Source organism: Rhizobium sp. OAE497 (assembly GCF_040546565.1).
In the GTDB taxonomy this organism is placed as follows: Bacteria; Pseudomonadota; Alphaproteobacteria; order Rhizobiales; family Rhizobiaceae; genus Rhizobium.
Map to the genome: position 1 here is coordinate 2,814,576 of NZ_JBEPOA010000001.1, position 19,239 is coordinate 2,833,814.

Consider the following 19,239-nt stretch of genomic DNA (forward strand, 5'->3'; position numbering starts at 1 on the left):
CACAATAGCGCGGAACCGGGTGGCGGGAGAAACGGATTCAGCCGGGGGGATGCGGGGGCCGCAGCAGCAAAGCTGCGGCCCCCGAAAATCACACCTTCAACTCGCGCCGGTCGCGCTCGGTAACGACGGAGAGGTCAATCACCTTCTGCAGATTGGCGGCATGGCGGAAGTTCGGATCGGGCTGAACGCCTGTCATCACCGCTTCGGCGAAGCGCTGGTAGTTGGTCGGCACGGCGGGAACCTCGATATCGCTCCAGGTCGCCGTCTCGACATCATCGCCGAGGCAGCCGCGCAGCGACGAGCCGTTGGGATTGTGGTTCACCTCCAGGCTGCCGCGCTCGCCATAGATGCGCAGTTTCAGCTCGTTCAGATGCCCGGTCGCCCAGCGGCTGGCATGGACGACGCCGAGCGCGCCATTGGCGAAATCGACCGACATGGTGAAGCTGTCATTGGCATCCAGCATATATTCGCCGATCTGGCCGCCCGGCGCCTTGTTGAAGGTCTTGAGGCGGGCAAAGACGTGGTCGATATCGGTCGCCGCACCATAGGCCGCGAAGTCGAGAATGTGGATGCCGACATCGCCGAGCACGCCGTTCGAGCCGTGACCGGTCGACAGGCGCCAGAGCCAGGTCGATTCCGTGCGCCAGTCGCCCCAGGCGCGCGACACCAGCCAGCTCTGCAGATAGGAGGCTTCCACATGCTTGATCGTGCCGAGCTCGCCCGACAGCACCATTTCGCGGGCGCGCTGCAGCGGCGCGACATTGCGGTAGGTGAGGTTCACCATGTTGATGACGCCTGCCGCTTCCGCAGCCTCCGTCATCTCCAGCGCCTTCGGATAATTCTCCGCCAGCGGCTTTTCGCAGAAGACATGCTTGCCCGCCGCAATCAGCGCCATGGTCGTCGGGTGGTGGATCCTGTCAGGCGTCACATTGGTCGCCGCGTCGAATTCGCCCCAGGCGATCGCCTCGTCGAGGGTCAGGAAACGCTTTTCGATGTTGAACTTGTCGGCGAAGGCCGCAAGGCGGACGGTGTCGGTATCGACAGCGCCGACCACTTCCACGCCGTCAATGCGGGTGAAGTGGTCGAGCTGGTTCTTCGCCATCACGCCCGTTCCGAGAACGAGTAGTCGCATGGATGCTCCTCAGCGGTAACCGGCTTCGCCGGCCTGGTGCAATCTTGGGCCGCGTTCTTCGATCGGCTCCAGTGCCTTCTCAACCGGCACATTTGGAGCATCGTGGATCGCAGTCAACGCGCCGGCCGGGTTATGGGCCCATTTTACGCCGTTGATCAGCACCTTCTTGACGTTGGCGTCGTGATAGGTCGGGTAGGTCTCGTGGCCCGGCCGGAAATAGAAGATGTTGCCGGCGCCGCGGCGCCAGGTCATGCCCGAGCGGAACACCTCGCCACCCTGGAACCAGGAGATGAACACCGTTTCCAGCGGTTCGGGGACCGAGAACTGCTCGCCATACATCTCTTCATTCTCTAGCACGAAGTTCTCGTCGAGACCGGCAGCGATCGGATGGCGCGGATTGATGACCCACAGCCGCTCGCGCTCGCCCGCCTCACGCCACTTCAGCGCGCAGGGCGTGCCCATCAGCCGCTTGAAAATCTTCGAGAAATGGCCGGAATGCAGCACGATCAGGCCCATGCCCTCCCAGACGCGCTTGGCAACCCGCTCGACGATCTCGTCGGAAACGGCGCCATGATCCTTGTGGCCCCACCAGAGCAGCACGTCGGTCTCGTCGAGACGCGACTGCGGCAGGCCATGCTCGGCCTCCTGCAGCGTAGCAGTCGTCGCATTAATGCCGGGGTCGCTGTTCAGCGCCTTGGCAATCGTCGTGTGCATGCCCTCCGGGTAGATCCCCCTGACGATCTCGTTGGTATTCTCGTGAATATTCTCTCCCCAGACGACGGTACGAATGGCCATGCTGGTGCTCCTCTAGGCTTTCGGGGTTGTCAAAACTGGCAGGCCGAGAAGAATTCAAAGCGCTTTGGGAAAATGCTCAAAACTGCGCCGTGCCTCCTCCAAGTCACAAGAAGACATAGACCTTTGGCCGCAATTTGACAAAGGGGAAAATTCCGCGCGGCGATGCGGCGCAGGAATACGCACAAACCCTAATGAAATCAGTGCGAAACGGATTTCGAGAACAGATTGACGACAAGCACGCCGGTGATAATGAGGCCAAGGCCGATCATCGCCGGAAGGTCGAGGCGCTGCTTGAAACAGATCAGCCCGACGGCCGAAATCAGCACGATTCCCAAAGCGCTCCAAATCGCATAGGCGATGCCGACGGGGATCGATTTCAGCGTCAGCGACAGCACATAGAAGGCCGCCGCATAGCAGATGACGACCACGGCAGTCGGCAGCAGCCTCGTGAACTGCTGCGACATCTGCAGCGCCGTCGTGCCGATGACTTCGAGCACGATCGCGAGGAAAAGCAGCGCATAGACGGCAGCCGGGTTCATGGTCTTCAATCCTGGAATTATCGTTTGGTCAGTTCGCTGAGGCGCGCAATCAGCGCCCGGCGCTCGGCGGGGCCGAGATCGTGGCTCTCCGTCGTATCGGAAAGCCAGAGCCCATCCGCCGCAAAGCGGACAATCTGCGCGTCGACGGAAGAATCGGTGCCGACATATTCATCGGCCCTCGCGTGCACCCATTCGCGCCAGCGCTGGCGAAGCCGCGGCTCGGCGAGCATGGCGATCGTCACCTGCGCCCAATGGCGCGAGTCCTCACGGTCGTCCTGGATATCGGCGACAGCCAGCAGATAGGCGCGCGTGAAGCGGCCATGCGAGACCGGATCGACGCGCATCCGCTCTTCGATATCGGCATCGAAACGCTCGAGCAGGCTTTCGAACAGCGCATCGAGCAGCGCATTCTTCGTCGGGAAGTGATGCAGCAGCCCGCCCTTGCTGACGCCGGACGCACCTGAGACCGCATCGAGCGTCACCGACGCCATGCCATTCTCCGTCGCCAGACGCGCGGCGACATCCAGCAGCTGCCGGCGGACGAGTTCGGGTTGTTTCTTGCGGTGATGTGCGAGTGCCATGATCATTAAAAATACCGGCTGGACGGTTTTGTCAATCGAAATCGGGAGAAGTGCCTGCAGCTGCGGGCATCCGGACGAATTGCCGCGCCTTGGAGCCGTCAGGTTGCGCTCGCCGCCCGTCCGTTGCATGACAGATGCGGGGTATCAAGGGATGGTTCAGTGGCTGAAGAGGTAATCACGCTCTATCAGGCGATCGGCGGCGACGACACGGTAAAGGCGCTGTCGCACCGCTTCTACGAGCTGATGGATACGCTGCCGGAGGCAAGGCATGTGCGGGCCGTTCACCCGCCGAGCCTCACGGGCAGCGAAGAGAAATTCTACGAATATCTGACCGGCTATCTCGGCGGCCCGCCGCTCTATACCGACAAGCGCGGCCATCCGCGCCTGCGCAGCCGGCACTTTGTTGCGGAGATCGGCCCGGTCGAGCGCGACGAGTGGCTGCTCTGCTTCCGCCAGGCGATGGACGAGACGATCGCCAATCCGAAACTCCGCGAGATCATCTGGCCGCCGATCGAACGGCTCGCCTTCCACATGCAGAACAAGGAATAGAGCGCATGCTCGACAATCACCGCATCGCGCGCCTCTTCTTCCTGTTCGCCGGCCTCTTCGGCGTCGCCGGTGTCGGCTTGGCCGCCGTCGCCGCCCATGGCGGCGGCGATGCCAGCCTCGCCGCCTCGGCCTCCGCCATGTGCCTGGCGCACGCGCCCGCTCTACTCGGCTTGGCGCTCGCAGGCGAGAAGCTGAAAACCGCCTGGCTGGCCGGTTTGCTGATGATTCTGGGCACCGCGCTCTTTTCCGGCGACCTCGTCTCGCTGCGTTTTGCCGGGCACGGCCTTTTCCCCTATGCGGCACCAACAGGCGGCTGGGCGATGATGCTCGGCTGGCTGGCGATCGCCATCGGCGGCTTCCTGCGCCGCCCGGCCCGATGACCGCCACGACGATCCGCCCGGCCCGCGAGGGCGAGCTCGAGACACTCCGCGCCATCGAGATGGATGCCGCAGGCGCGCTCATCGACGCCGGCGTCCCCTTCCCGGGCGAGCCGCATCCGCTTTCGCTGGAGCAGCTCGGCGCTTATCTGGCGGATGGCTTGCTGCTCGTTGCCGCGGACGGCGATGATGTGGCGGTTGGTTTCCTCGCCGCCGAAGAGATCGACGGCATGCTCTATATCGCCGAGGTCGACGTGATCAGGCACCTCCACGGCAAGGGCATCGGCCGGTCGCTGATGCTGGCGGCGATCGACATTGCGCGGGTACGCGGGCTGCCGGCGGCGATGCTGACGACGGACCGGTTTGTCGTGTTCAATTATCGGTTCTACCGGTCGATGGGGTTTGACGAACCCGCTGAGATCCCCGCGGGTTTGCGGGCGATCCTGGAGGGTGAGATCGCCAACGGTACGGATGCCGGGCGGCGTGTGGGGATGGTGTTGAGACTTTGAGGGCTTCGGCGGATAGTCTCGAGCCCGGAGCCCCCTCACCCTAGCCCTCTCCCCGTTGGGGAGAGGGGACGGTCGCGATTGGGGCTGGGCTTCCGCGCCTTCGCCAGCACGGTCAACGCCACGGAACGCGCTACCCCTCCCATCTCACCTCCAGAGCAAGACGGTCCAGCCGAGCGGCCGCCACACATCCCTTCTCCCCTCGGGGAGAAGGTGGCGGCAGCCGGATGAGGGGGCTGTTGGCTCTGAAGGTAGAGAGCCCCAAACCTACCCACCTTAGCAGCTTGAACGAAGACCGCCCCACCTCTCCTCCCTCATCCCTGTGCTCGTCACAAGGATGAGGGAGCTCTGGGCATATGTCGGCGCCTCCAACTGCGCCTCCACAAGAAGCGCGTGGGAGGCGCACCCCACCCCCCTCACGAATGCGCCATAAACCGGCTGAGATAGGCAAAACTCGTCTGCGCAAATTCAAACGGCCGCTTTGGGCTGTCGTGCTCGACCACCAGCGTCCGCGCCCCGTTTGCCAGCGCCAGCCGCCAGAGCGATGGCCACATCAGCGTGCCGGCGCCGACATCGGCCCAGCCGTCCTCGTCGGCATTGGCGCCTTCAGGCGCGCGGTCCTTCACATGGGCGGAGACCAGGACCTTGGCGTAGCGGTGCAGCCAGTCGGCCGGGTTGACGCCGGCCCGCGAAATCCAGGCGATATCGGCCTGCCAGACGAGCGGCGTGCCGCGCGCCGCCTCGAACATCACCTCGAAGCCATAGCGCGCCGTCGGCAGCAGCGCAAAGCCCGCCATCTTGTTGTGATAACCGATCGAAATACCGTCTGCCGCATAGCGCTCGGCGAGACGGCCGAGTTCGGCACCGAGGCGCTGCCAGCCGCCCGTCGTCTCCGCCGGCAGGAACGTGGCCGATTGCGGCACGAAGACTTCCCTGATGCCGCAGGCGCGGCAGGCGTCCGCGACGCGGCCCGGCTCGCTCTGCAGAAATTCGAGGCCGATATGGGCGGTTGGAGAGGTGAGGCCGTGGCGCACAAGCGCTTCGCTCAGCGCCGCAGCATCCTGCAACTGATGGCCGAGCGGCTCGACGGACTGGAAACCGGCCTTCGCGGCCGCGGAAAGCTGGGCGTCGAGCGATCCGAGTTCGCGCAGCGAGAAAAGTTGAAGGGATAGAACAGGCTTCGTCATATCATGACGATAGCACGGGCGATGGGCCAAACCATAGCGCGTCCTCGACGCCACTCATTGCGGCCAGGGGTCGCAGAAGGGCCCCGGGTGTCGCAGAGGGACCCCAGTCGTCGGCAGAACTCAGCGGCCGGGAATGCGCGCGAAGCGCAGGAGGTTGCCGTGCGGATCGTGGATGAAGAACTCTTCCATATTCCAGGGGCGCAGTTCGAGGGCGCTAAGGCGCGGTACGCCCTTGCCGGAATATTCCTGATGCAGCGCGCCGATCCGCCCGCCGCGGATATAGACGGAGCTGCGTTCGCAGAGCGAGCGGTCGTCCGTCATCCGGAAATGCAGCTCCATCTCCTGGCGCCGGACGATCAGATAATCCGCCGTCTCGTAGGTCGCGGCAAAGCCCAGCTCATCGCGGTAGAAGGCAAGCGTCTCCGCCATATCGAGAGACGGCAGGATCGGAATGACTTCGACGCGTTGCGGATCCTCACTCAATCAGATGCCCTCGACCACGTTGAAACCCTCGAAAACCGGCGGCCCCTTGTACATCGCCTTACGGTCGCCCGCATTGCGATGGGCAGCGCGAAAACTCTCGGACTTCGTCCAGTTGAGGAAATCCTCCTCGCTCGCCCACAGCGTATGCGAGGAAAACAGCGTATAGCCCTCTTCCGCATTCGCCTTGCCGCGCAGCAGCCGGAATTCGACGAAGCCGGGCACCTGCGACAGGCTGGAATCGCGGTTGCGCCAGACGTCCTCGAATTCGGCTTCCGAACCGTTGGAAACCTTGAAGCGGTTCATCGCGATATACATGCGGGCTCCTCAGCGCTTCCGGCTTTTGCGCACCGGCGCGGCGAAGGCAACGATGTTGTTGCCGTTTGCGGCCTCGCGGCCGAGCGGCTTTTCCGGCTCGACACCCGGCATCCTCGTCTCCCAATAGGGAAATTCGGTGACGTTATCCGCCTGCGCCTCGCGCTCGGCATTCTTCATCAGGAGATCGTAGAGTTCGGGCACAAGGCCGTCGCCATTCTGTGCGGCGAGCTTGTGCAGGCCGATCATCATGAAGCCCTCTGGGCGCTGGTCTTTCATCGGGAATTGTCTCGTTCGTTCATCGTGTTCAAGGCCCGCTCGAGGCTGGACTTGCTGCCGCTGCGCAGCGGAATGAAGGCCTTGCCGAATTTCTTGCAGCCGGTCTTCACGCGCACGCAGGCATCATGGCTGATACAGTCGATCGGGCAGAACACGCAGTCGACGGAGGGAAGAACGGTATCGATGCGGGAAACCGCTTCGCGCAAGCCGCCATCATGATGGATGAGCTCGGCGCCGAAGCTGCTGGCGATCTCGCGAAGATGTGCCACCTGGCAATCCCGGCCACCGACATAGAGAAAACTGCGGCCATCCAATTTGGACCGTCCCGACGGCTGCGCTTCGGCTGCCGCATCCGCGCTGACGCGGATTTCCCGGTTGGATCCCTTCTTCGCCTTCCGAGCCATTTACCACCCGTTCGCTCGTTGATCGTCACACGATTCCAGTGTGCAAGCGGGACCTTATTAAACTTGATTTTTAGAGTAAAGTATAAAGTTGACTCTTTTGATCATATTTATTTCAGCGGCCGGTGACCTGGACTTCCTGGGTAAAGGTCCAGCTCGGCTTGCCCCATTCGGACGGCAGCGGCGGGAACGGAGACGCCCGCTGAACGCCAGAGACAACCGCCTGATCGAGCTCCGGAATACCGGAGCTGCGGGCAACCGAAAGGCCGGTCAGCGAGCCATCGCCGCCGATCGTAAGCCGCACGCGGACATTCATCGAGGCGCTCATGCGCTTGTATTCCGAGGGCACCTTCACGGCGCGGCGGATGCGCGACTGCACCTTGCCCGGATAATTGGCGACGGCAGCGCTGCCTGCCCCGCCGGAGCTACCGGCCGAACGCGAATTCTGGTCGGAATTGGCCGTTTCCTGTCCGTCATTGGCACCGCGGCGCGAGTCCTGCTTGTTCTCGCCCTGCGAACCGGCAACCTTTTTCACCACCTTCTTCGGCGGCTCCTTCTTCTCGGCCTTCGGCTTCTCCACCGGCGGCACCGCCTTGGGCTTCGGCGTCGGGGTCGGCGCTTCCTCGGGCTGGATAGCCTCCGGCACAGCTTGCGCCACCTCCGTCTGCTCCACGGGCTTCACCTCTTCCGGCACCTCGGTCGCCATCGGCTGGACGACGGACGTTTCGGCCGGAACGTTGGAGGTCAGCACTTCGGGCTCGGCCGCGGTCACCGTCTCCGGCGAAATGCGGGTTACCTCCTGCGTCGGCTGTACCGGCTGGGCCTCCACCGTTTCCGTGGGCTGCACCTCGGTCGGCTGCACTTCCGTTGGCTGAACCGTCTCCGGCTGCACGCTTTCCGCCACCACTTCCTCGGGCTGCGGCTCGACCTGCAGGTCGGGATCGCCGGCCGAGGCCTGGTCGGCTTCGGAATCGCCGAGAATGATGACGCTGACGGCCTCGCCAGCCTCTTCCTCCGGCTGATGCGGCGTCACAACGAAACCAATGGCTAGCGCAGTGAAGACGATCGCATGAAATGCAAATGACGTCAGGCAGGCTGCAACGACATTGCGCTTGACAGGCTTGTCCGCCGCATCCTGCTTCTCGATCGCAGACGTATCCATTGCCGGCGCATCGGCGGCATCGGCCTTCGGTCCCTTGGCATGCTCGGGAAAGGAGCCGATCTGGGCGAAGCGGGCATAATGGACCACGGCTTCGGCGGCGGGCTGGCGCGGCGCGTTGCGCAGCTCCGGCATTTCGTGGCCGGGATGCAGGCCGGGCAAATTGTCGTTCGACCCGCCCTCTTCCTGATCGGCAAAGAACACCTGCCGTGACTGGGATTTCGCTGAAACTACCATGTGCCTGCCCCGGCCAGTTGGAAACTGAAGCCTCGCCGGGGTTCATCCCCGGCGCATTCATTACCCTTCGAAGGGAACCGAAATCTGCGACCGGGTCACCAGACCCTTCATGCATTCGCCGGCAGCAGGTCCATCACAGACCGGCGTGTCGTTGATCAGGATGCGGGTGACCGCCTCGCACTTGACGTTCGGCATATCGAACTGGCGCACGCGCTTCTTGCCCTGCGGCAGATCGCGGAAGTCGAGAACGGTAATCTTGTCGACGGCGTTCTTGTCGTTGAAGAAGGCGAGCTCGAAGGAGATCTTGTTGACCGGGGCCGCCAGCTTGTTCAGCGCCACGAAAGTCATCATGCAGCCCTTCTGCGAGGGCGCCAGCGCATTCAGCTCGACCTCGAGAGCATTGGCGGGAGCAGCCGGAGCAGCGGCAGCGGCGTCCTGCGCGTAAGCCGGAAAAACGCTTCCCGCCGCGATCAATCCGCCTGCCACGAGCGCTGCAAAACTGCGTGCCGCCATCATCACTTCTCCATGCGATTTCGAAAACTTGAGTTGATAACTCTTCTATTGCGTCTTTAAAAAATGCTGACTATGAAAGTCAAGATAAATGTATCGGAGCCGCGGGAAAACAAGCCGCGGCACAAGCGGAAATTGCCAACCGAAATGATGGTTGAAAAGCCTGACACCTTTAAGCATGCGCCGTTCGTCAAGGACGCGGCGGAAGTGCGCACGATCGAAAGCGGAGACATCTTCCGCGGCGCGAACGAGATCATGATCCGGCATGAGGGCGTGGTCTATCGCATGAAAATTACCCGTCAGGGCAAGCTCATTCTCAATAAGTAAGGGTAGAACATGACCGAGAACACCAGACCGGCACCGGCCGAAATTCGTGCGTTCCGCGCCGAAAATCCGAAGATGCGCGAGCGCGATATCGCTGCTCAGCTGAAGATCTCCGAGGCTGCCCTCGTTGCCGCCGAAGTCGGCATTTCCGCCACCCGCATCGATGCCAGCGCCAACAAGCTTCTGGAGCGCGTCGCAAGCCTCGGCGAAGTCATGGCTCTGTCGCGCAACGAAAGCGCCGTGCACGAGAAGATCGGCGTCTACGAGAACATCACCACCGGCCAGCACAACGCCATCGTTCTCGGCGAGAATATCGACCTGCGCGTCTTCCCGAGCCGCTGGGCGCATGCCTTCGCGGTCACCAAGAAGGATGGCGATACCGAGCGCCTCAGCCTTCAGTATTTCGACAAGACCGGCAATGCGGTCCATAAGGTCCACCTGCGCCCGTCGTCCAATGTCGAGGCCTATCATGCGATCGTCGCCGAGCTGAAGCTCGAAGACCAGTCGCAGGAATTCGTCGAGCAGGAAGCAAGCTTCGGCGCCGATGAAACCGGCGATGTCAGCCGCGACGAACTGCGCGACAACTGGAGCAAGCTCACCGACACCCACGAATTCTTCGGCATGCTGCGCAAGCTGAAGATCGGCCGCCAGGCGGCCGTGCGCACTGTCGGCGACGACTACGCCTGGAAGCTCGATCCCTCGGCGACGGTGGACCTGCTGCACGCCTCGGTCAAATCCGGCCTGCCGATCATGTGCTTCGTCGCCAATAACGGCATCGTCCAGATCCATTCCGGCCCGATCTTCAACGTCCAGCCGATGGGTCCCTGGATCAACATCATGGACCCGACCTTCCACCTGCATCTGCGCCAGGACCACATCGCCGAGGCCTGGGCCGTGCGCAAGCCGACCAAGGACGGCCATGTCACCTCGCTCGAAGCCTACGATGCCAAGGGCGAGATGATCATCCAGTTCTTCGGCAAGCGGAAGGAAGGCACCGACGAGCGCAGCGACTGGCGCGAGATCATCGAGAACCTGCCGCGCGCCGCAAGCGTCGCCGCATAAGGAGCATGGTGATGAAGATGCCCTCCAGCCTGCGCCGCATCCGCCTCTGGGAACTGGCGCTGACGGCGGCCGTCATGGCCCTGCCGCTCATCCCCTCGCCGGTCGCCACGCCCGGCTATTCCTTCGTCCGTTCGGCCCATGCCGCCGAGCCGAAGAAGCTCGACACCTCGCGCGTCGTCTCCGTCGGCGGCGACGTCACCGAGATCATCTATGCGCTTGGCGAGGAAGGCCGCATCATCGCCCGCGACTCGACCAGCATGTATCCCGAAGCGGCGATGAAGCTGCCCGATGTCGGCTACATGCGGGCGCTCTCGCCGGAAGGCATTCTCGCCGTCAACCCGTCGGCGATCATCGCCGTCGAGGGTGCAGGCCCGCCGGAAGCGCTGACCGTTCTGAAGAACGCCAGCGTTCCCTTCGAGACCGTGCCGAACACCTATGACCGCGAAGGCATCCTGAAGAAGATTGATCGCGTCGGCACCCTGCTCGGCGTCGAGGACAAGGCCAAGGCCCTGGAAGCCAAGGTCGGCGCCGATCTCGACGCGGCGATTGCCGATGCCGAGAAGCGCCCGGAAGGCGAGCGCAAGCGCGTGCTCTTCATCCTCAGCGCCCAGGGCGGCAAGATCATGGCCTCGGGCACCGGCACGGCCGCCGACGGGATCATCAGCCTCGCAGGCGCCGTCAACGCCGTCGGCACTTTCCCGGGCTACAAGCCGCTGACCGACGAAGCGATCATCGAGGCCAAGCCGGACGTCATCCTGATGATGGACCGCGAAGGCGGCCATGCTGCAGCCAATGATGATCTCTTCAAGCAGCCGGCGATCGCGCTGACGCCCGCCGCCCAGAACAAGGCGGTCATCCGCATGGACGGTCTGCACCTTCTCGGCTTCGGCCCGCGTACGGCAAGCGCGGTGCGCGAACTGAACGCGGCGATCTACGGCGGCTGACATGGCAATGCAGGATGCGATGGCGGGTGAGAAACGCTCTCTCTTCTCGATCACGGCGCTGCGCGAGCGGCAACAAGCGGGCGATCGCGCCCGCCTCGCGGTCCTGGTCATCGCCCTGCTCGTCATCGGCTCGGTCTTCTCGCTGCTCTTTTCGGTAACGACGGGCGCATCGGACGCTTCGATGTTCGATGTCATCGCCAATCTCGGCGGCCAGGCCGATGCGCTGACCATGCGCGACCGGATCATCATCTTCGATATCCGCATGCCACGCGCCATTCTCGGCTTCCTGGTCGGCGGCTCGCTCGCCGTCTCCGGCGCGGTGATGCAGGGCCTGTTCCGCAATCCGCTCGCCGATCCCGGCCTCGTCGGCGTCTCCTCCGGCGCCGGTTTCGGCGCCGTCGTCATGATCGTGCTCGGCGGCGGCATCGCTATGCCGCTCTTCAATCTGCTCGGCATCTATGCCCTACCGCTTGCGGCCTTCGGCGGCGGTCTCGCCACCACGCTGCTGCTCTATAGGGTCGCCACCAGCAACGGCCAGACCTCGATCGGCACCATGCTGCTCGCCGGCATCGCGCTCGGCGCTCTCACCGGCGCCCTGACGAGCCTTCTGACCTATATGGCGAACGACCAGCAGCTACGCGACGTCACCTTCTGGGGCATGGGCTCGCTCTCCGGTGCCACCTGGATGAAAATCGCGGCAGCAGCGCCGATCATCCTCCTCTCCTTCGTCGTCCTCCCCTTCATGGCCCGCGGCCTGAACGCCATCACGCTCGGCGAGGCCGCCGCCTTCCACATGGGCGTACCGGTTCAGCGCTTGAAGAATATCGCCATCGTCACCGTCGCGGCCGCCACCGGCGCCTCGGTCGCCGTCAGCGGCGGCATCGGCTTCGTCGGCATCGTCGTGCCGCATGTGCTGCGGATGGTGATCGGCCCCGACCATCGCTACCTGCTGCCCGCTTCCGCCCTGCTCGGCGGTTCGCTGCTGATCTTTGCCGACGTCTTGGCGCGCACCATCGTCGCCCCGGCCGAACTGCCGATCGGCATCATCACCGCGGCTGTCGGCGGTCCCTTCTTCCTGTGGATCCTGCTGCGCCAGCGCTCGCGGCTTGCCCTCTGAGAACGCATCCATGATCGAGCTTTCCAATGTTTCCGTCGATCTGTCGGGCAAGACCGTCGTCCACGGCGTCAGCTTCGCGGCCCGTGCCGGCGAGCTGACGGCGATCGCCGGTCCCAACGGCTCCGGCAAGACGACGACGATGAAAGCCGTCTCCGGCGAGCTTGCCGCCAGGGGCTCGGTGAAGATCAACGGCGCCGAAGTGCGCGACATGGCGCCCTGGAAGCTCGCCGCCATCCGCGGCGTCCTCCCGCAGGCAAGCGCCATCTCCTTCCCCTTCACCGTCCGAGAAATCGTCCGCATGGGCCTGACGACGGGCGTCAATCTGCACCCTGAGAAGGCCGAGGAGACGGCAGCCCGCGCCCTTGGCGCCGTCGATCTGCACGGTTTCGAGGGCCGCTACTATCAGGAACTCTCGGGCGGCGAGGAGCAGCGCGTTCAGCTCGCCCGCGTCCTCTGCCAGATCGCCGAGCCGGTCGCGCACGGCAAGCCCTGCTGGCTGCTGCTCGACGAGCCGGTCTCCAGCCTCGACATCAGCCACCAGCTGACGATCATGCGGCTTGCGCGCCAGTTCTGCGAAGCCGGCGGCGGCGTCATCGCCGTCATGCACGACCTCAACCTGACGGCCCTCTTTGCCGATCAGATCGTGCTGATGAAATCCGGGCGGCTGGCAGCGGCCGGCAACGTCCGAGACGTGCTGACGGACGACAACATGCACTCCGTCTTCGGCTGCGCGCTACGCATCAACCGGGTGCCGGCTGATGGCACGCCGTTCGTGCTGGCGCATAGCGCTCTCTGAGGCACTGCAGGGAACCTTTCCGCGCCATTCGCGTTCTCCGTGTCGATGATTTGGGTCATGGCCGGGGCACTCTCCCAACAGCAATGGTCTTGACCTGCGTTTAAACAGGCGGCGCTTCCGTTCGCCCAAAAGCATGGAGAAAAATCATGGCTTCATCCATCCTCCAGTCCGTTCGCGGCTCCCGCAAGGGCAACGGCACGCTCCACAGCATCGAGAGCACGATCGAAGACCAGATCGAGCATCTGCGCGACGAGATCGAGGCGCTGACCAAGATCGCCGCCAAGAATTCCCGCCGCCAGTCCGACAAGATCCGCTATCAGGCCTCCGCCGGTTACGACGAGCTGGTCGGCCGCAGCGAAGATCTGCTGCGTGACCTGCAGGATGGTTATCTGCGCGGAGCCAGCGAAGTCCGCGACACCGTGCGCAAGCATCCGGTCGCCACGATCGGCGCGGCCGCCGCCTTCGGCCTCGTGCTCGCCCTCCTCGCCCGCCGCTAGGAGGCTCGATGCTCTTCCCGATCCTCAGCATGCTGGTGGGAAACAGCGTTCACCGTACCGTTGCGCGGACCAAGCGCAACGGTATTTTCATTGCGATCGCCGCGCTTTTCCTGCTGACAGCCTATGCGCTGGCGGTGACCGCGGGTGCGATCTGGCTTGCGGGCATCTACGGCCCGGTCGGCGCCGCCCTCTTCCTCGCCGCCTGCGCCGTGCTCATTGCCGTCATCGCCCTCGTGGTCATGGCGATCCTCAATGCGCAGGAGAAGCGCCGCGTTGAAGAGCGCCGCCTGGCGCTTGAATCCGCAGCAGCGGCCGGCATCGGCCTTCTTCGCTCGCAGCCGCTGTTGACCGCGGGCGTACTGGCTGCACTGGTTGCCTCCACCCTGGTTGGCTCCAAGCGGGACTAATATAGCTGACCGTCAGGCCCGGAGCCCCCCTCATCCCGCCCTAGCGGGTCACCTTCTCCCCGCGGGGGAGAAGGGGATCGGAGACGTCGCGGCACTCCCCTTCTCCCCCGCGGGGAGAAGGTGGCGGCAGCCGGATGAGGGGGCCACACCCGCAAATCCATCCATTGCCACCCCACCCCCACCGACAACAAAAAAGCCGGCGCCCACGAGGGGCAGCCGGCTTTTTCCTCCCAAGTATTCCTTGGTTAGAAGGCGAAGGCCTTCGATGTCAGCGGGGCAGACGTCGCGTCGGGTCCAAAGTCGGCCTCGCCGGAGATCTGCAGCAGTTCCTGCAGGCGCTGGCGGGCGCGGTTGACGCGGCTCTTGATCGTGCCGACGGCGCATTCGCAGATTTCGGCGGCCTCTTCATAGGAGAAGCCCGAAGCACCGACCAGAATGATCGCTTCACGCTGGTCCGGCGGCAGCTGCTCGAGCGCTTTCTTGAAATCCTGCAGGTCGAGCGCGCCGTATTGCGACGGGTGCATCGCCATGGATTCCGTGAACAGGCCATCGCTGTCCTGGATCTCGCGGCCGCTCTTGCGCATCTGGCTGTAAAGCTCGTTGCGCAGGATGGTGAAGAGCCAGGCCTTCATGTTGGTGCCCATCTCGAAATGGTCCTGCTTGGCCCATGCCTTCATGATGGTGTCTTGCACGAGATCGTCCGCGCGGTCGTGGCGGCCGATCAGCGAGATTGCGAATGCGCGAAGGCTCGGCAGAGCTGCCAGGAGTTCGCGCTTGAAGCTTGGTTGCGCTTGTTCCATAGGCTCACCTTATTCCGCCATCTTGGCCGAAGCCATCATCTCGGCCTGGTCGAGCTTTTCGAGCAGATCGAGAAAACGGTCCGGGATCGCTTCGTCCTGGACGGCAGCGTAAAGCGACCGCAATTTGACGCCGATCTGGTTGTTGGGATCGAGTATGTCGCCCGCCCGCACATCCAGCCGTTGTTGATCTCTCTCTTCGTTCTGCTGTGTTGTCATTAACTCGTCACTTCTCGTCTGTTGTCTCTCTGTTGTGAGGGGCCGCCCGAGGTCTTGGTGCAGACACGGAAAGCACCGACCGTCCCGGGGACAGTTGATGCCGCAACGCTGCAGATGACATTCTTCAAACCGGCATGCCCTTATTCGTCGGCAGGATAATGCGGGCGCCTGAAAAAAGTTCCGCACTGTCCGGAACTTTTTTAATAGTCTCACGTTTCTGACCCATTAGAGCCAGTTACCGGCCTATAGACGGGAGTTATTAATGACACTTTCAACTCGAATTGCGCCGCACCTTCCTTATCTGCGTCGCTATTCCCGCGCTCTCACCGGCACTCAGACATCTGGCGATGCATATGTTGCCGCAGTGCTTGAAGCGATCATCGCCGACATATCCATTTTCCCGGATACCGCTAACGACCGCGTCGCACTCTACAAACTGTTCACCGAACTTTTTGGTTCCACCGCAGTCCAGATTCCCGAGCCGGCCTCGCCTTATGCATGGGAACAGCGCGCGACAGTGAACCTCGCCAAGGTTTCGCCGGCGGCACGCCAGGCCTTCATCCTCGCATCGGTCGAGAACTTCCGCGTCGGCGAGATCGCCCTGATCCTCGACGTCGAGGAAAAGGAAGTCATGAGCCTGCTCGACACCGCTTCGCAGGAAATCTCCCGCCAGGTCGCGACCGACATCATGATCATCGAAGATGAACCGCTGATCGCCATGGATATCGAGCAGATGGTCGAAAGCCTTGGCCACAAGGTCACCGGCATCGCCCGCACCCACACGGAAGCCGTCGCGCTCTACAACAAGACCAAGCCGAGCATGGTTCTTGCCGACATCCAGCTTGCCGATGGCAGCTCGGGCATCGATGCGGTCAACGACATTCTGAAGACCTCAAGCGTACCGGTGATCTTCATCACCGCCTTCCCCGAACGTCTGCTGACCGGCGAACGTCCGGAACCGACGTTCCTTGTTACGAAGCCCTTCAATCCCGACATGGTCAAGGCATTGATCAGCCAGGCGCTGTTCTTCAATGAATCGACCAAGGTTGCCGCCTGAAAAGGGTTTTCCGGATAACGGAACAAAGCAAAAGCCGAAGCGTTCCAGCCTGACTGGCGCGCTTCGGGAGCTTTAACTGTTTCTGCAACGCTTGGTCATAAACTGACCGGCGGACGGACCGGCTGAATTGGCAACCTCTTTCCAGCTGCACCAGACGGATAAGGAAAGGCGGCTTGGTGACTACGATGAAACCATTAATCGGCAATGCCTCCCATATGGATGGCAAAGCCGTGATGATGGAACGGGCGCTTCGCAGTGCCGGAATTTCGATTCTCTTTCAGGACTCCCAGCTCGCAATCGCTTACGCCGAGAACCTGCCAGCTCATTTCCAGCATCTCTTCAGACCCGGCGCAACGGATGCCGACCTCTTCGGCCTGGCTTACGGCGAATATCTCCACGCCCTGAAGCTTAAGGTTCTCGAAGGCGGCGCGCCGACGACGGCCGAAGTCGAGGTCAATGTCGACGGCGAGATGCGCAGCTACGAGCTCAAGGTCCAGCGCGTCGCCGAAGGCGGCACTTACGGCATTCTCTCGGTCCTCTCCGAGGTCACCGAGACCCGTCACCGCGAAAAGGTGCTGAAGTCGCTGCTGCGCGAGCTCTCGCACCGCTCGAAAAACCTGCTCGCCATCATCCAGGGTATCGCCACGCAGACGGCGCGCAACACGCTGTCGCTCGATGGTTTCCTGGTGAAATTCCGCGGCCGCCTGCAGTCGCTCTCCAATTCGCAGGACCTGATCACCGATTCCAGCTGGCGCGGCGCCTATCTCTTCGAGCTCGCCGAAAAGCAGTTCGCCCCCTACTGGCCGGAGACCGCCGGCACCATGCCGATCTTCGGCATCAACGCCCATATGACACCCAACGCGGCAGTCCATCTCGGGCTGGCGCTGCACGAGCTGATCGTCAACTCCGCCTCCTTCGGCGCCATTGCCGGCGGTGCGGCCTCGATCACGCTCAACTGCCGCGAAGCCGAGCTAAACGGCAGGAAGGCGATCGAAGTGACCTGGGCGGAGGCCCTGCCGAACAGGACGGAAGTTCACGAATTCAGCGAAAACAGCTTCGGCAAGACCGTGCTCGAGCGCGTCGTGCCCTCATCGATGAACGGCAAGGCAGTGCTCAAGCTGACACCCGGCCGCATCGAATATGCGCTGCTGATCCCCGAGACCGAATTCGAAATCCTGAAGCGCGCCTGACCGGGCGCTCTAGTCCCCAATACGGCACTGGTATGGACAAAATAAAACAGCCAGTGCGAGGGCGGCGCACTGGCTGTTTTCACTCACCGGGAGGGGACCGTGAGTAGATCCGGATGATGGGTTGGGGGCGCGCATGTTGGGTCGATGCGATCATCATCAGGATACCCCAATAACGGGCGCGTTAACCTTTGGTTCCACCCGTCCGGAAAAAAAGTGGACTTTTGTGAATCTTTTTTGTCGCGGCGGTGAAACCCCCGCGAAACCCCTGATGCCGCAGCCAAAATCCCGATGAGAATAAGGATGTAAAATCAGCGGCATAACCTCCATAAGCACTCAAAATTTTACCGTTTGATAAATTTTTAGACCTGAGTTACGCTTTCCCTCACTAGCCGTTTACCAATAATGAGGGAACTTCAATGGAACGACTGGAAACTGGGATTCATGCTGGCCGGCTTTCGCCCGCCGAGTATGACGACAACTTTTCCGATCTGCATCCGCGCCTCGACAAACATGAGGCGCTGGTCGCTTCCGACCGCTGTTATTTCTGTTACGACGCGCCGTGCATGACGGCCTGTCCCACCTCCATCGACATTCCGCTGTTCATCCGCCAGATCTCGACCGGCAATCCGATCGGCTCGGCCAAGACGATCTTCGACCAGAATATTCTGGGCGGCATGTGCGCCCGCGTCTGTCCCACCGAAGAGCTCTGCGAACAGGCTTGCGTGCGCAACACGGCAGAGGAAAAGCCGGTGGAGATCGGCCGCCTGCAGCGCTACGCGACCGATGCCGCGATGAACGCAGGCAAGCAGTTCTATAGCCGCGCCGCTTCCTCAGGTAAGAAGATCGCCGTCATCGGCGCCGGTCCTGCCGGGCTCGCCGCCGCCCACCGCCTGGCGGTCAAGGGCCATGACGTCGTCATCTACGACGCCAAGCCGAAATCCGGCGGCCTCAACGAATACGGCATCGCCACCTACAAGTCGGTCGATGACTTCGCCCAGAAGGAAGTCGATTACGTCCTGTCGATCGGCGGCATCGAGGTGAAGAACGGCCAGCTGCTCGGCCGCGATTTCTCGCTGTCGGACCTGCAGGCGCAATATGACGCCGTCTTCCTCGGCATCGGTCTTGCTGGTGTCAACGCCCTGAAGGTCGATGGCGAAAGCCTGCCAGGCGTCGAGGACGCCGTTGATTTCATCGCCAAGCTGCGCCAGTCCGACGACAAGGGCACGGTCGCGATCGGCCGCCGCGTCGTCGTTCTCGGCGGCGGCATGACCGCGATCGACGCTGCCGTGCAGGCCAAGCTGCTCGGCGCCGAGGAGGTGACGATCTGCTACCGCCGCGGCAAGGAACATATGAACGCCTCCGAGTTCGAACAGGATCTCGCGGCTTCCAAGGGCGTCATCATCCGCCACTGGCTGGCGCCGAAATCGATCGTCGCCAAGAATGGTGCGGTCGCCGGCATCGAGGTCGAATATACCGCGCTCGCCGAAGGACGGCTTGTCACGACGGGCGAGACCGGCGTGATCGCCGCCGATCAGATCTTCAAGGCGATCGGCCAGACCTTCGAGGCCTCAGGCCTCGGCGCACTGCGCACCGAAGCCGGCCGCATCGCCATCGATGCCGAAGGCCGCACCTCGATCGAGGGCGTCTGGGCGGGCGGAGACTGCGTGCTCGGCGGTGACGACCTCACCGTTTCGGCCGTCGCGCAAGGCCGCGACGCCGCCGAATCCATCAACCGCGTGCTTGCTGCAGGTTTGCAGCCGGCCGTTGCCGTCGCCTGAAGGG

Annotated in this window: 26 protein-coding genes; 13 read left to right on the forward strand and 13 right to left on the reverse strand. The window is 63.0% G+C overall.

Features of this window, described 5'->3' with window-relative positions; genetic code table 11:
• Positions 1-88 precede the first annotated feature (88 nt).
• The 4 genes from ABIE40_RS14345 to ABIE40_RS14360 form a co-directional block, all read right to left on the reverse strand.
• Complete coding sequence (locus ABIE40_RS14345) at positions 89-1,132, reverse strand: Gfo/Idh/MocA family protein (RefSeq protein WP_199627567.1); 1,044 nt, start codon at positions 1,130-1,132, stop codon at positions 89-91.
• Positions 1,133-1,141: 9 nt separating this feature from the next.
• Positions 1,142-1,927 (reverse strand): ThuA domain-containing protein, encoded by a 786-nt coding sequence (locus ABIE40_RS14350; RefSeq protein ID WP_130283894.1) that lies wholly within the window; start codon positions 1,925-1,927, stop codon positions 1,142-1,144.
• 197 nt (positions 1,928-2,124) lie between these two features.
• Positions 2,125-2,466 (reverse strand): SMR family transporter, encoded by a 342-nt coding sequence (locus tag ABIE40_RS14355; protein ID WP_199627569.1) that lies wholly within the window; start codon positions 2,464-2,466, stop codon positions 2,125-2,127.
• Between the two features lie 17 nt (positions 2,467-2,483).
• On the reverse strand, positions 2,484-3,047 hold the full coding sequence (locus ABIE40_RS14360) for a TetR/AcrR family transcriptional regulator (RefSeq protein ID WP_199627783.1): 564 nt from the start codon (positions 3,045-3,047) through the stop codon (positions 2,484-2,486).
• 159 nt (positions 3,048-3,206) lie between these two features.
• Between ABIE40_RS14360 and ABIE40_RS14365 the strand changes: the two genes are divergently transcribed.
• From ABIE40_RS14365 to ABIE40_RS14375, 3 genes are read left to right on the forward strand one after another with little or no spacing between them, the layout of a single operon-like run.
• A complete protein-coding gene (locus ABIE40_RS14365) occupies positions 3,207-3,596 on the forward strand; it encodes a group II truncated hemoglobin (RefSeq protein ID WP_199627571.1) in 390 nt (129 codons plus the stop codon).
• Positions 3,597-3,601: 5 nt separating this feature from the next.
• The gene (locus ABIE40_RS14370) at positions 3,602-3,976 is read left to right on the forward strand and encodes a DUF423 domain-containing protein (RefSeq protein WP_199627573.1); all 375 of its coding nucleotides are present in this window, start codon (positions 3,602-3,604) and stop codon (positions 3,974-3,976) included.
• Positions 3,973-4,482, forward strand: coding sequence for a GNAT family N-acetyltransferase (locus ABIE40_RS14375; protein WP_199627575.1), 510 nt, complete (start codon positions 3,973-3,975; stop codon positions 4,480-4,482). Before ABIE40_RS14370 ends, ABIE40_RS14375 begins: the two co-directional genes overlap by 4 nt.
• Before the next feature lie 413 nt (positions 4,483-4,895).
• Here the strand turns inward: ABIE40_RS14375 and ABIE40_RS14380 are convergent, their stop codons facing one another.
• From ABIE40_RS14380 to ABIE40_RS14410, 7 genes are all read right to left on the reverse strand, one after another.
• Positions 4,896-5,666 carry a sugar phosphate isomerase/epimerase family protein gene (locus tag ABIE40_RS14380; protein WP_199627582.1) on the reverse strand — a complete coding sequence of 257 codons (771 nt, stop codon included), beginning with the start codon at positions 5,664-5,666 and terminating at the stop codon, positions 4,896-4,898.
• Positions 5,667-5,786: 120 nt separating this feature from the next.
• On the reverse strand, positions 5,787-6,149 hold the full coding sequence (locus ABIE40_RS14385; protein ID WP_199627585.1) for a bleomycin resistance protein: 363 nt from the start codon (positions 6,147-6,149) through the stop codon (positions 5,787-5,789).
• Positions 6,150-6,464, reverse strand: a complete 315-nt coding sequence (hmuQ, locus tag ABIE40_RS14390; protein ID WP_199627587.1) for a heme-degrading protein HmuQ — start codon at positions 6,462-6,464, stop codon at positions 6,150-6,152.
• Positions 6,465-6,473: 9 nt separating this feature from the next.
• Positions 6,474-6,740: a hypothetical protein gene (locus ABIE40_RS14395; RefSeq protein ID WP_112711374.1), complete on the reverse strand. Its 267-nt coding sequence runs from the start codon at positions 6,738-6,740 to the stop codon at positions 6,474-6,476.
• On the reverse strand, positions 6,737-7,144 hold the full coding sequence (locus ABIE40_RS14400; protein ID WP_112711375.1) for a DUF2325 domain-containing protein: 408 nt from the start codon (positions 7,142-7,144) through the stop codon (positions 6,737-6,739). Before ABIE40_RS14400 ends, ABIE40_RS14395 begins: the two co-directional genes overlap by 4 nt.
• 112 nt (positions 7,145-7,256) lie before the next feature.
• Positions 7,257-8,537 (reverse strand): energy transducer TonB family protein, encoded by a 1,281-nt coding sequence (locus tag ABIE40_RS14405; protein ID WP_199627589.1) that lies wholly within the window; start codon positions 8,535-8,537, stop codon positions 7,257-7,259.
• A gap of 60 nt (positions 8,538-8,597) precedes the next feature.
• Complete coding sequence (locus ABIE40_RS14410) at positions 8,598-9,053, reverse strand: hypothetical protein (protein ID WP_413710059.1); 456 nt, start codon at positions 9,051-9,053, stop codon at positions 8,598-8,600.
• Positions 9,054-9,194: 141 nt separating this feature from the next.
• Here ABIE40_RS14410 and hemP point away from each other — a divergent pair, with 141 nt between their 5' ends.
• The 7 genes from hemP to ABIE40_RS14445 all read left to right on the forward strand — a co-directional run bounded on the left by hemP (position 9,195) and on the right by ABIE40_RS14445 (position 14,194).
• Positions 9,195-9,374, forward strand: a complete 180-nt coding sequence (gene hemP, locus ABIE40_RS14415; protein ID WP_112711378.1) for a hemin uptake protein HemP — start codon at positions 9,195-9,197, stop codon at positions 9,372-9,374.
• A 9-nt stretch (positions 9,375-9,383) separates the two neighbouring features.
• On the forward strand, positions 9,384-10,433 hold the full coding sequence (locus ABIE40_RS14420; RefSeq protein WP_199627591.1) for a hemin-degrading factor: 1,050 nt from the start codon (positions 9,384-9,386) through the stop codon (positions 10,431-10,433).
• An 11-nt stretch (positions 10,434-10,444) separates the two neighbouring features.
• Positions 10,445-11,377, forward strand: coding sequence for a heme/hemin ABC transporter substrate-binding protein (locus tag ABIE40_RS14425; protein WP_112711380.1), 933 nt, complete (start codon positions 10,445-10,447; stop codon positions 11,375-11,377).
• A 1-nt stretch (position 11,378) separates the two neighbouring features.
• Positions 11,379-12,494 carry a FecCD family ABC transporter permease gene (locus tag ABIE40_RS14430; protein ID WP_199627593.1) on the forward strand — a complete coding sequence of 372 codons (1,116 nt, stop codon included), beginning with the start codon at positions 11,379-11,381 and terminating at the stop codon, positions 12,492-12,494.
• Positions 12,484-13,290, forward strand: a complete 807-nt coding sequence (locus tag ABIE40_RS14435) for a heme ABC transporter ATP-binding protein (RefSeq protein WP_502944790.1) — start codon at positions 12,484-12,486, stop codon at positions 13,288-13,290. Before ABIE40_RS14430 ends, ABIE40_RS14435 begins: the two co-directional genes overlap by 11 nt.
• Positions 13,291-13,436: 146 nt before the next feature.
• Entirely contained in the window at positions 13,437-13,787 is a 351-nt protein-coding gene (locus ABIE40_RS14440) for an ElaB/YgaM/YqjD family protein (RefSeq protein WP_112711383.1), read from the forward strand.
• 8 nt (positions 13,788-13,795) lie between these two features.
• Entirely contained in the window at positions 13,796-14,194 is a 399-nt protein-coding gene (locus ABIE40_RS14445) for a hypothetical protein (RefSeq protein ID WP_199627598.1), read from the forward strand.
• Between the two features lie 245 nt (positions 14,195-14,439).
• Here the strand turns inward: ABIE40_RS14445 and ABIE40_RS14450 are convergent, their stop codons facing one another.
• Positions 14,440-14,994, reverse strand: coding sequence for an RNA polymerase sigma factor (locus ABIE40_RS14450; protein WP_112711385.1), 555 nt, complete (start codon positions 14,992-14,994; stop codon positions 14,440-14,442).
• Between the two features lie 9 nt (positions 14,995-15,003).
• The gene (locus ABIE40_RS14455) at positions 15,004-15,210 is read right to left on the reverse strand and encodes a NepR family anti-sigma factor (protein ID WP_112711386.1); all 207 of its coding nucleotides are present in this window, start codon (positions 15,208-15,210) and stop codon (positions 15,004-15,006) included.
• 262 nt (positions 15,211-15,472) lie between these two features.
• Here ABIE40_RS14455 and ABIE40_RS14460 point away from each other — a divergent pair, with 262 nt between their 5' ends.
• The 3 genes from ABIE40_RS14460 (at position 15,473) to ABIE40_RS14470 (ending at position 19,235) form a co-directional block, all read left to right on the forward strand.
• A complete protein-coding gene (locus tag ABIE40_RS14460; protein ID WP_130283921.1) occupies positions 15,473-16,267 on the forward strand; it encodes a response regulator in 795 nt (264 codons plus the stop codon).
• Between the two features lie 185 nt (positions 16,268-16,452).
• Positions 16,453-17,457 carry a sensor histidine kinase gene (locus ABIE40_RS14465; protein WP_165402761.1) on the forward strand — a complete coding sequence of 335 codons (1,005 nt, stop codon included), beginning with the start codon at positions 16,453-16,455 and terminating at the stop codon, positions 17,455-17,457.
• A gap of 416 nt (positions 17,458-17,873) precedes the next feature.
• Entirely contained in the window at positions 17,874-19,235 is a 1,362-nt protein-coding gene (locus ABIE40_RS14470; RefSeq protein ID WP_199627600.1) for an NAD(P)-dependent oxidoreductase, read from the forward strand.
• Positions 19,236-19,239: the final 4 nt, after the last annotated feature.

What these genes read in the sequence shown, in the direction of transcription:
- ABIE40_RS14345 (WP_199627567.1), bottom strand. Translation starts at nt 1,132, where the DNA reads ATGCGACTACTCGTTCTCGGAACGGGCGTGATGGCGAAGAACCAGCTC.
- ABIE40_RS14350 (WP_130283894.1), bottom strand. Translation starts at nt 1,927, where the DNA reads ATGGCCATTCGTACCGTCGTCTGGGGAGAGAATATTCACGAGAATACC.
- ABIE40_RS14355 (WP_199627569.1), bottom strand. Translation starts at nt 2,466, where the DNA reads ATGAACCCGGCTGCCGTCTATGCGCTGCTTTTCCTCGCGATCGTGCTC.
- ABIE40_RS14360 (WP_199627783.1), bottom strand. Translation starts at nt 3,047, where the DNA reads ATGGCACTCGCACATCACCGCAAGAAACAACCCGAACTCGTCCGCCGG.
- ABIE40_RS14370 (WP_199627573.1), top strand. Translation starts at nt 3,602, where the DNA reads ATGCTCGACAATCACCGCATCGCGCGCCTCTTCTTCCTGTTCGCCGGC.
- ABIE40_RS14375 (WP_199627575.1), top strand. Translation starts at nt 3,973, where the DNA reads ATGACCGCCACGACGATCCGCCCGGCCCGCGAGGGCGAGCTCGAGACA.
- ABIE40_RS14380 (WP_199627582.1), bottom strand. Translation starts at nt 5,666, where the DNA reads ATGACGAAGCCTGTTCTATCCCTTCAACTTTTCTCGCTGCGCGAACTC.
- hmuQ (WP_199627587.1), bottom strand. Translation starts at nt 6,464, where the DNA reads ATGTATATCGCGATGAACCGCTTCAAGGTTTCCAACGGTTCGGAAGCC.
- ABIE40_RS14395 (WP_112711374.1), bottom strand. Translation starts at nt 6,740, where the DNA reads ATGAAAGACCAGCGCCCAGAGGGCTTCATGATGATCGGCCTGCACAAG.
- ABIE40_RS14400 (WP_112711375.1), bottom strand. Translation starts at nt 7,144, where the DNA reads ATGGCTCGGAAGGCGAAGAAGGGATCCAACCGGGAAATCCGCGTCAGC.
- ABIE40_RS14405 (WP_199627589.1), bottom strand. Translation starts at nt 8,537, where the DNA reads ATGGTAGTTTCAGCGAAATCCCAGTCACGGCAGGTGTTCTTTGCCGAT.
- ABIE40_RS14410 (WP_413710059.1), bottom strand. Translation starts at nt 9,053, where the DNA reads ATGATGGCGGCACGCAGTTTTGCAGCGCTCGTGGCAGGCGGATTGATC.
- hemP (WP_112711378.1), top strand. Translation starts at nt 9,195, where the DNA reads ATGATGGTTGAAAAGCCTGACACCTTTAAGCATGCGCCGTTCGTCAAG.
- ABIE40_RS14420 (WP_199627591.1), top strand. Translation starts at nt 9,384, where the DNA reads ATGACCGAGAACACCAGACCGGCACCGGCCGAAATTCGTGCGTTCCGC.
- ABIE40_RS14425 (WP_112711380.1), top strand. Translation starts at nt 10,445, where the DNA reads ATGAAGATGCCCTCCAGCCTGCGCCGCATCCGCCTCTGGGAACTGGCG.
- ABIE40_RS14430 (WP_199627593.1), top strand. Translation starts at nt 11,379, where the DNA reads ATGGCAATGCAGGATGCGATGGCGGGTGAGAAACGCTCTCTCTTCTCG.
- ABIE40_RS14440 (WP_112711383.1), top strand. Translation starts at nt 13,437, where the DNA reads ATGGCTTCATCCATCCTCCAGTCCGTTCGCGGCTCCCGCAAGGGCAAC.
- ABIE40_RS14445 (WP_199627598.1), top strand. Translation starts at nt 13,796, where the DNA reads ATGCTCTTCCCGATCCTCAGCATGCTGGTGGGAAACAGCGTTCACCGT.
- ABIE40_RS14450 (WP_112711385.1), bottom strand. Translation starts at nt 14,994, where the DNA reads ATGGAACAAGCGCAACCAAGCTTCAAGCGCGAACTCCTGGCAGCTCTG.
- ABIE40_RS14455 (WP_112711386.1), bottom strand. Translation starts at nt 15,210, where the DNA reads ATGACAACACAGCAGAACGAAGAGAGAGATCAACAACGGCTGGATGTG.
- ABIE40_RS14460 (WP_130283921.1), top strand. Translation starts at nt 15,473, where the DNA reads ATGACACTTTCAACTCGAATTGCGCCGCACCTTCCTTATCTGCGTCGC.
- ABIE40_RS14465 (WP_165402761.1), top strand. Translation starts at nt 16,453, where the DNA reads ATGAAACCATTAATCGGCAATGCCTCCCATATGGATGGCAAAGCCGTG.
- ABIE40_RS14470 (WP_199627600.1), top strand. Translation starts at nt 17,874, where the DNA reads ATGGAACGACTGGAAACTGGGATTCATGCTGGCCGGCTTTCGCCCGCC.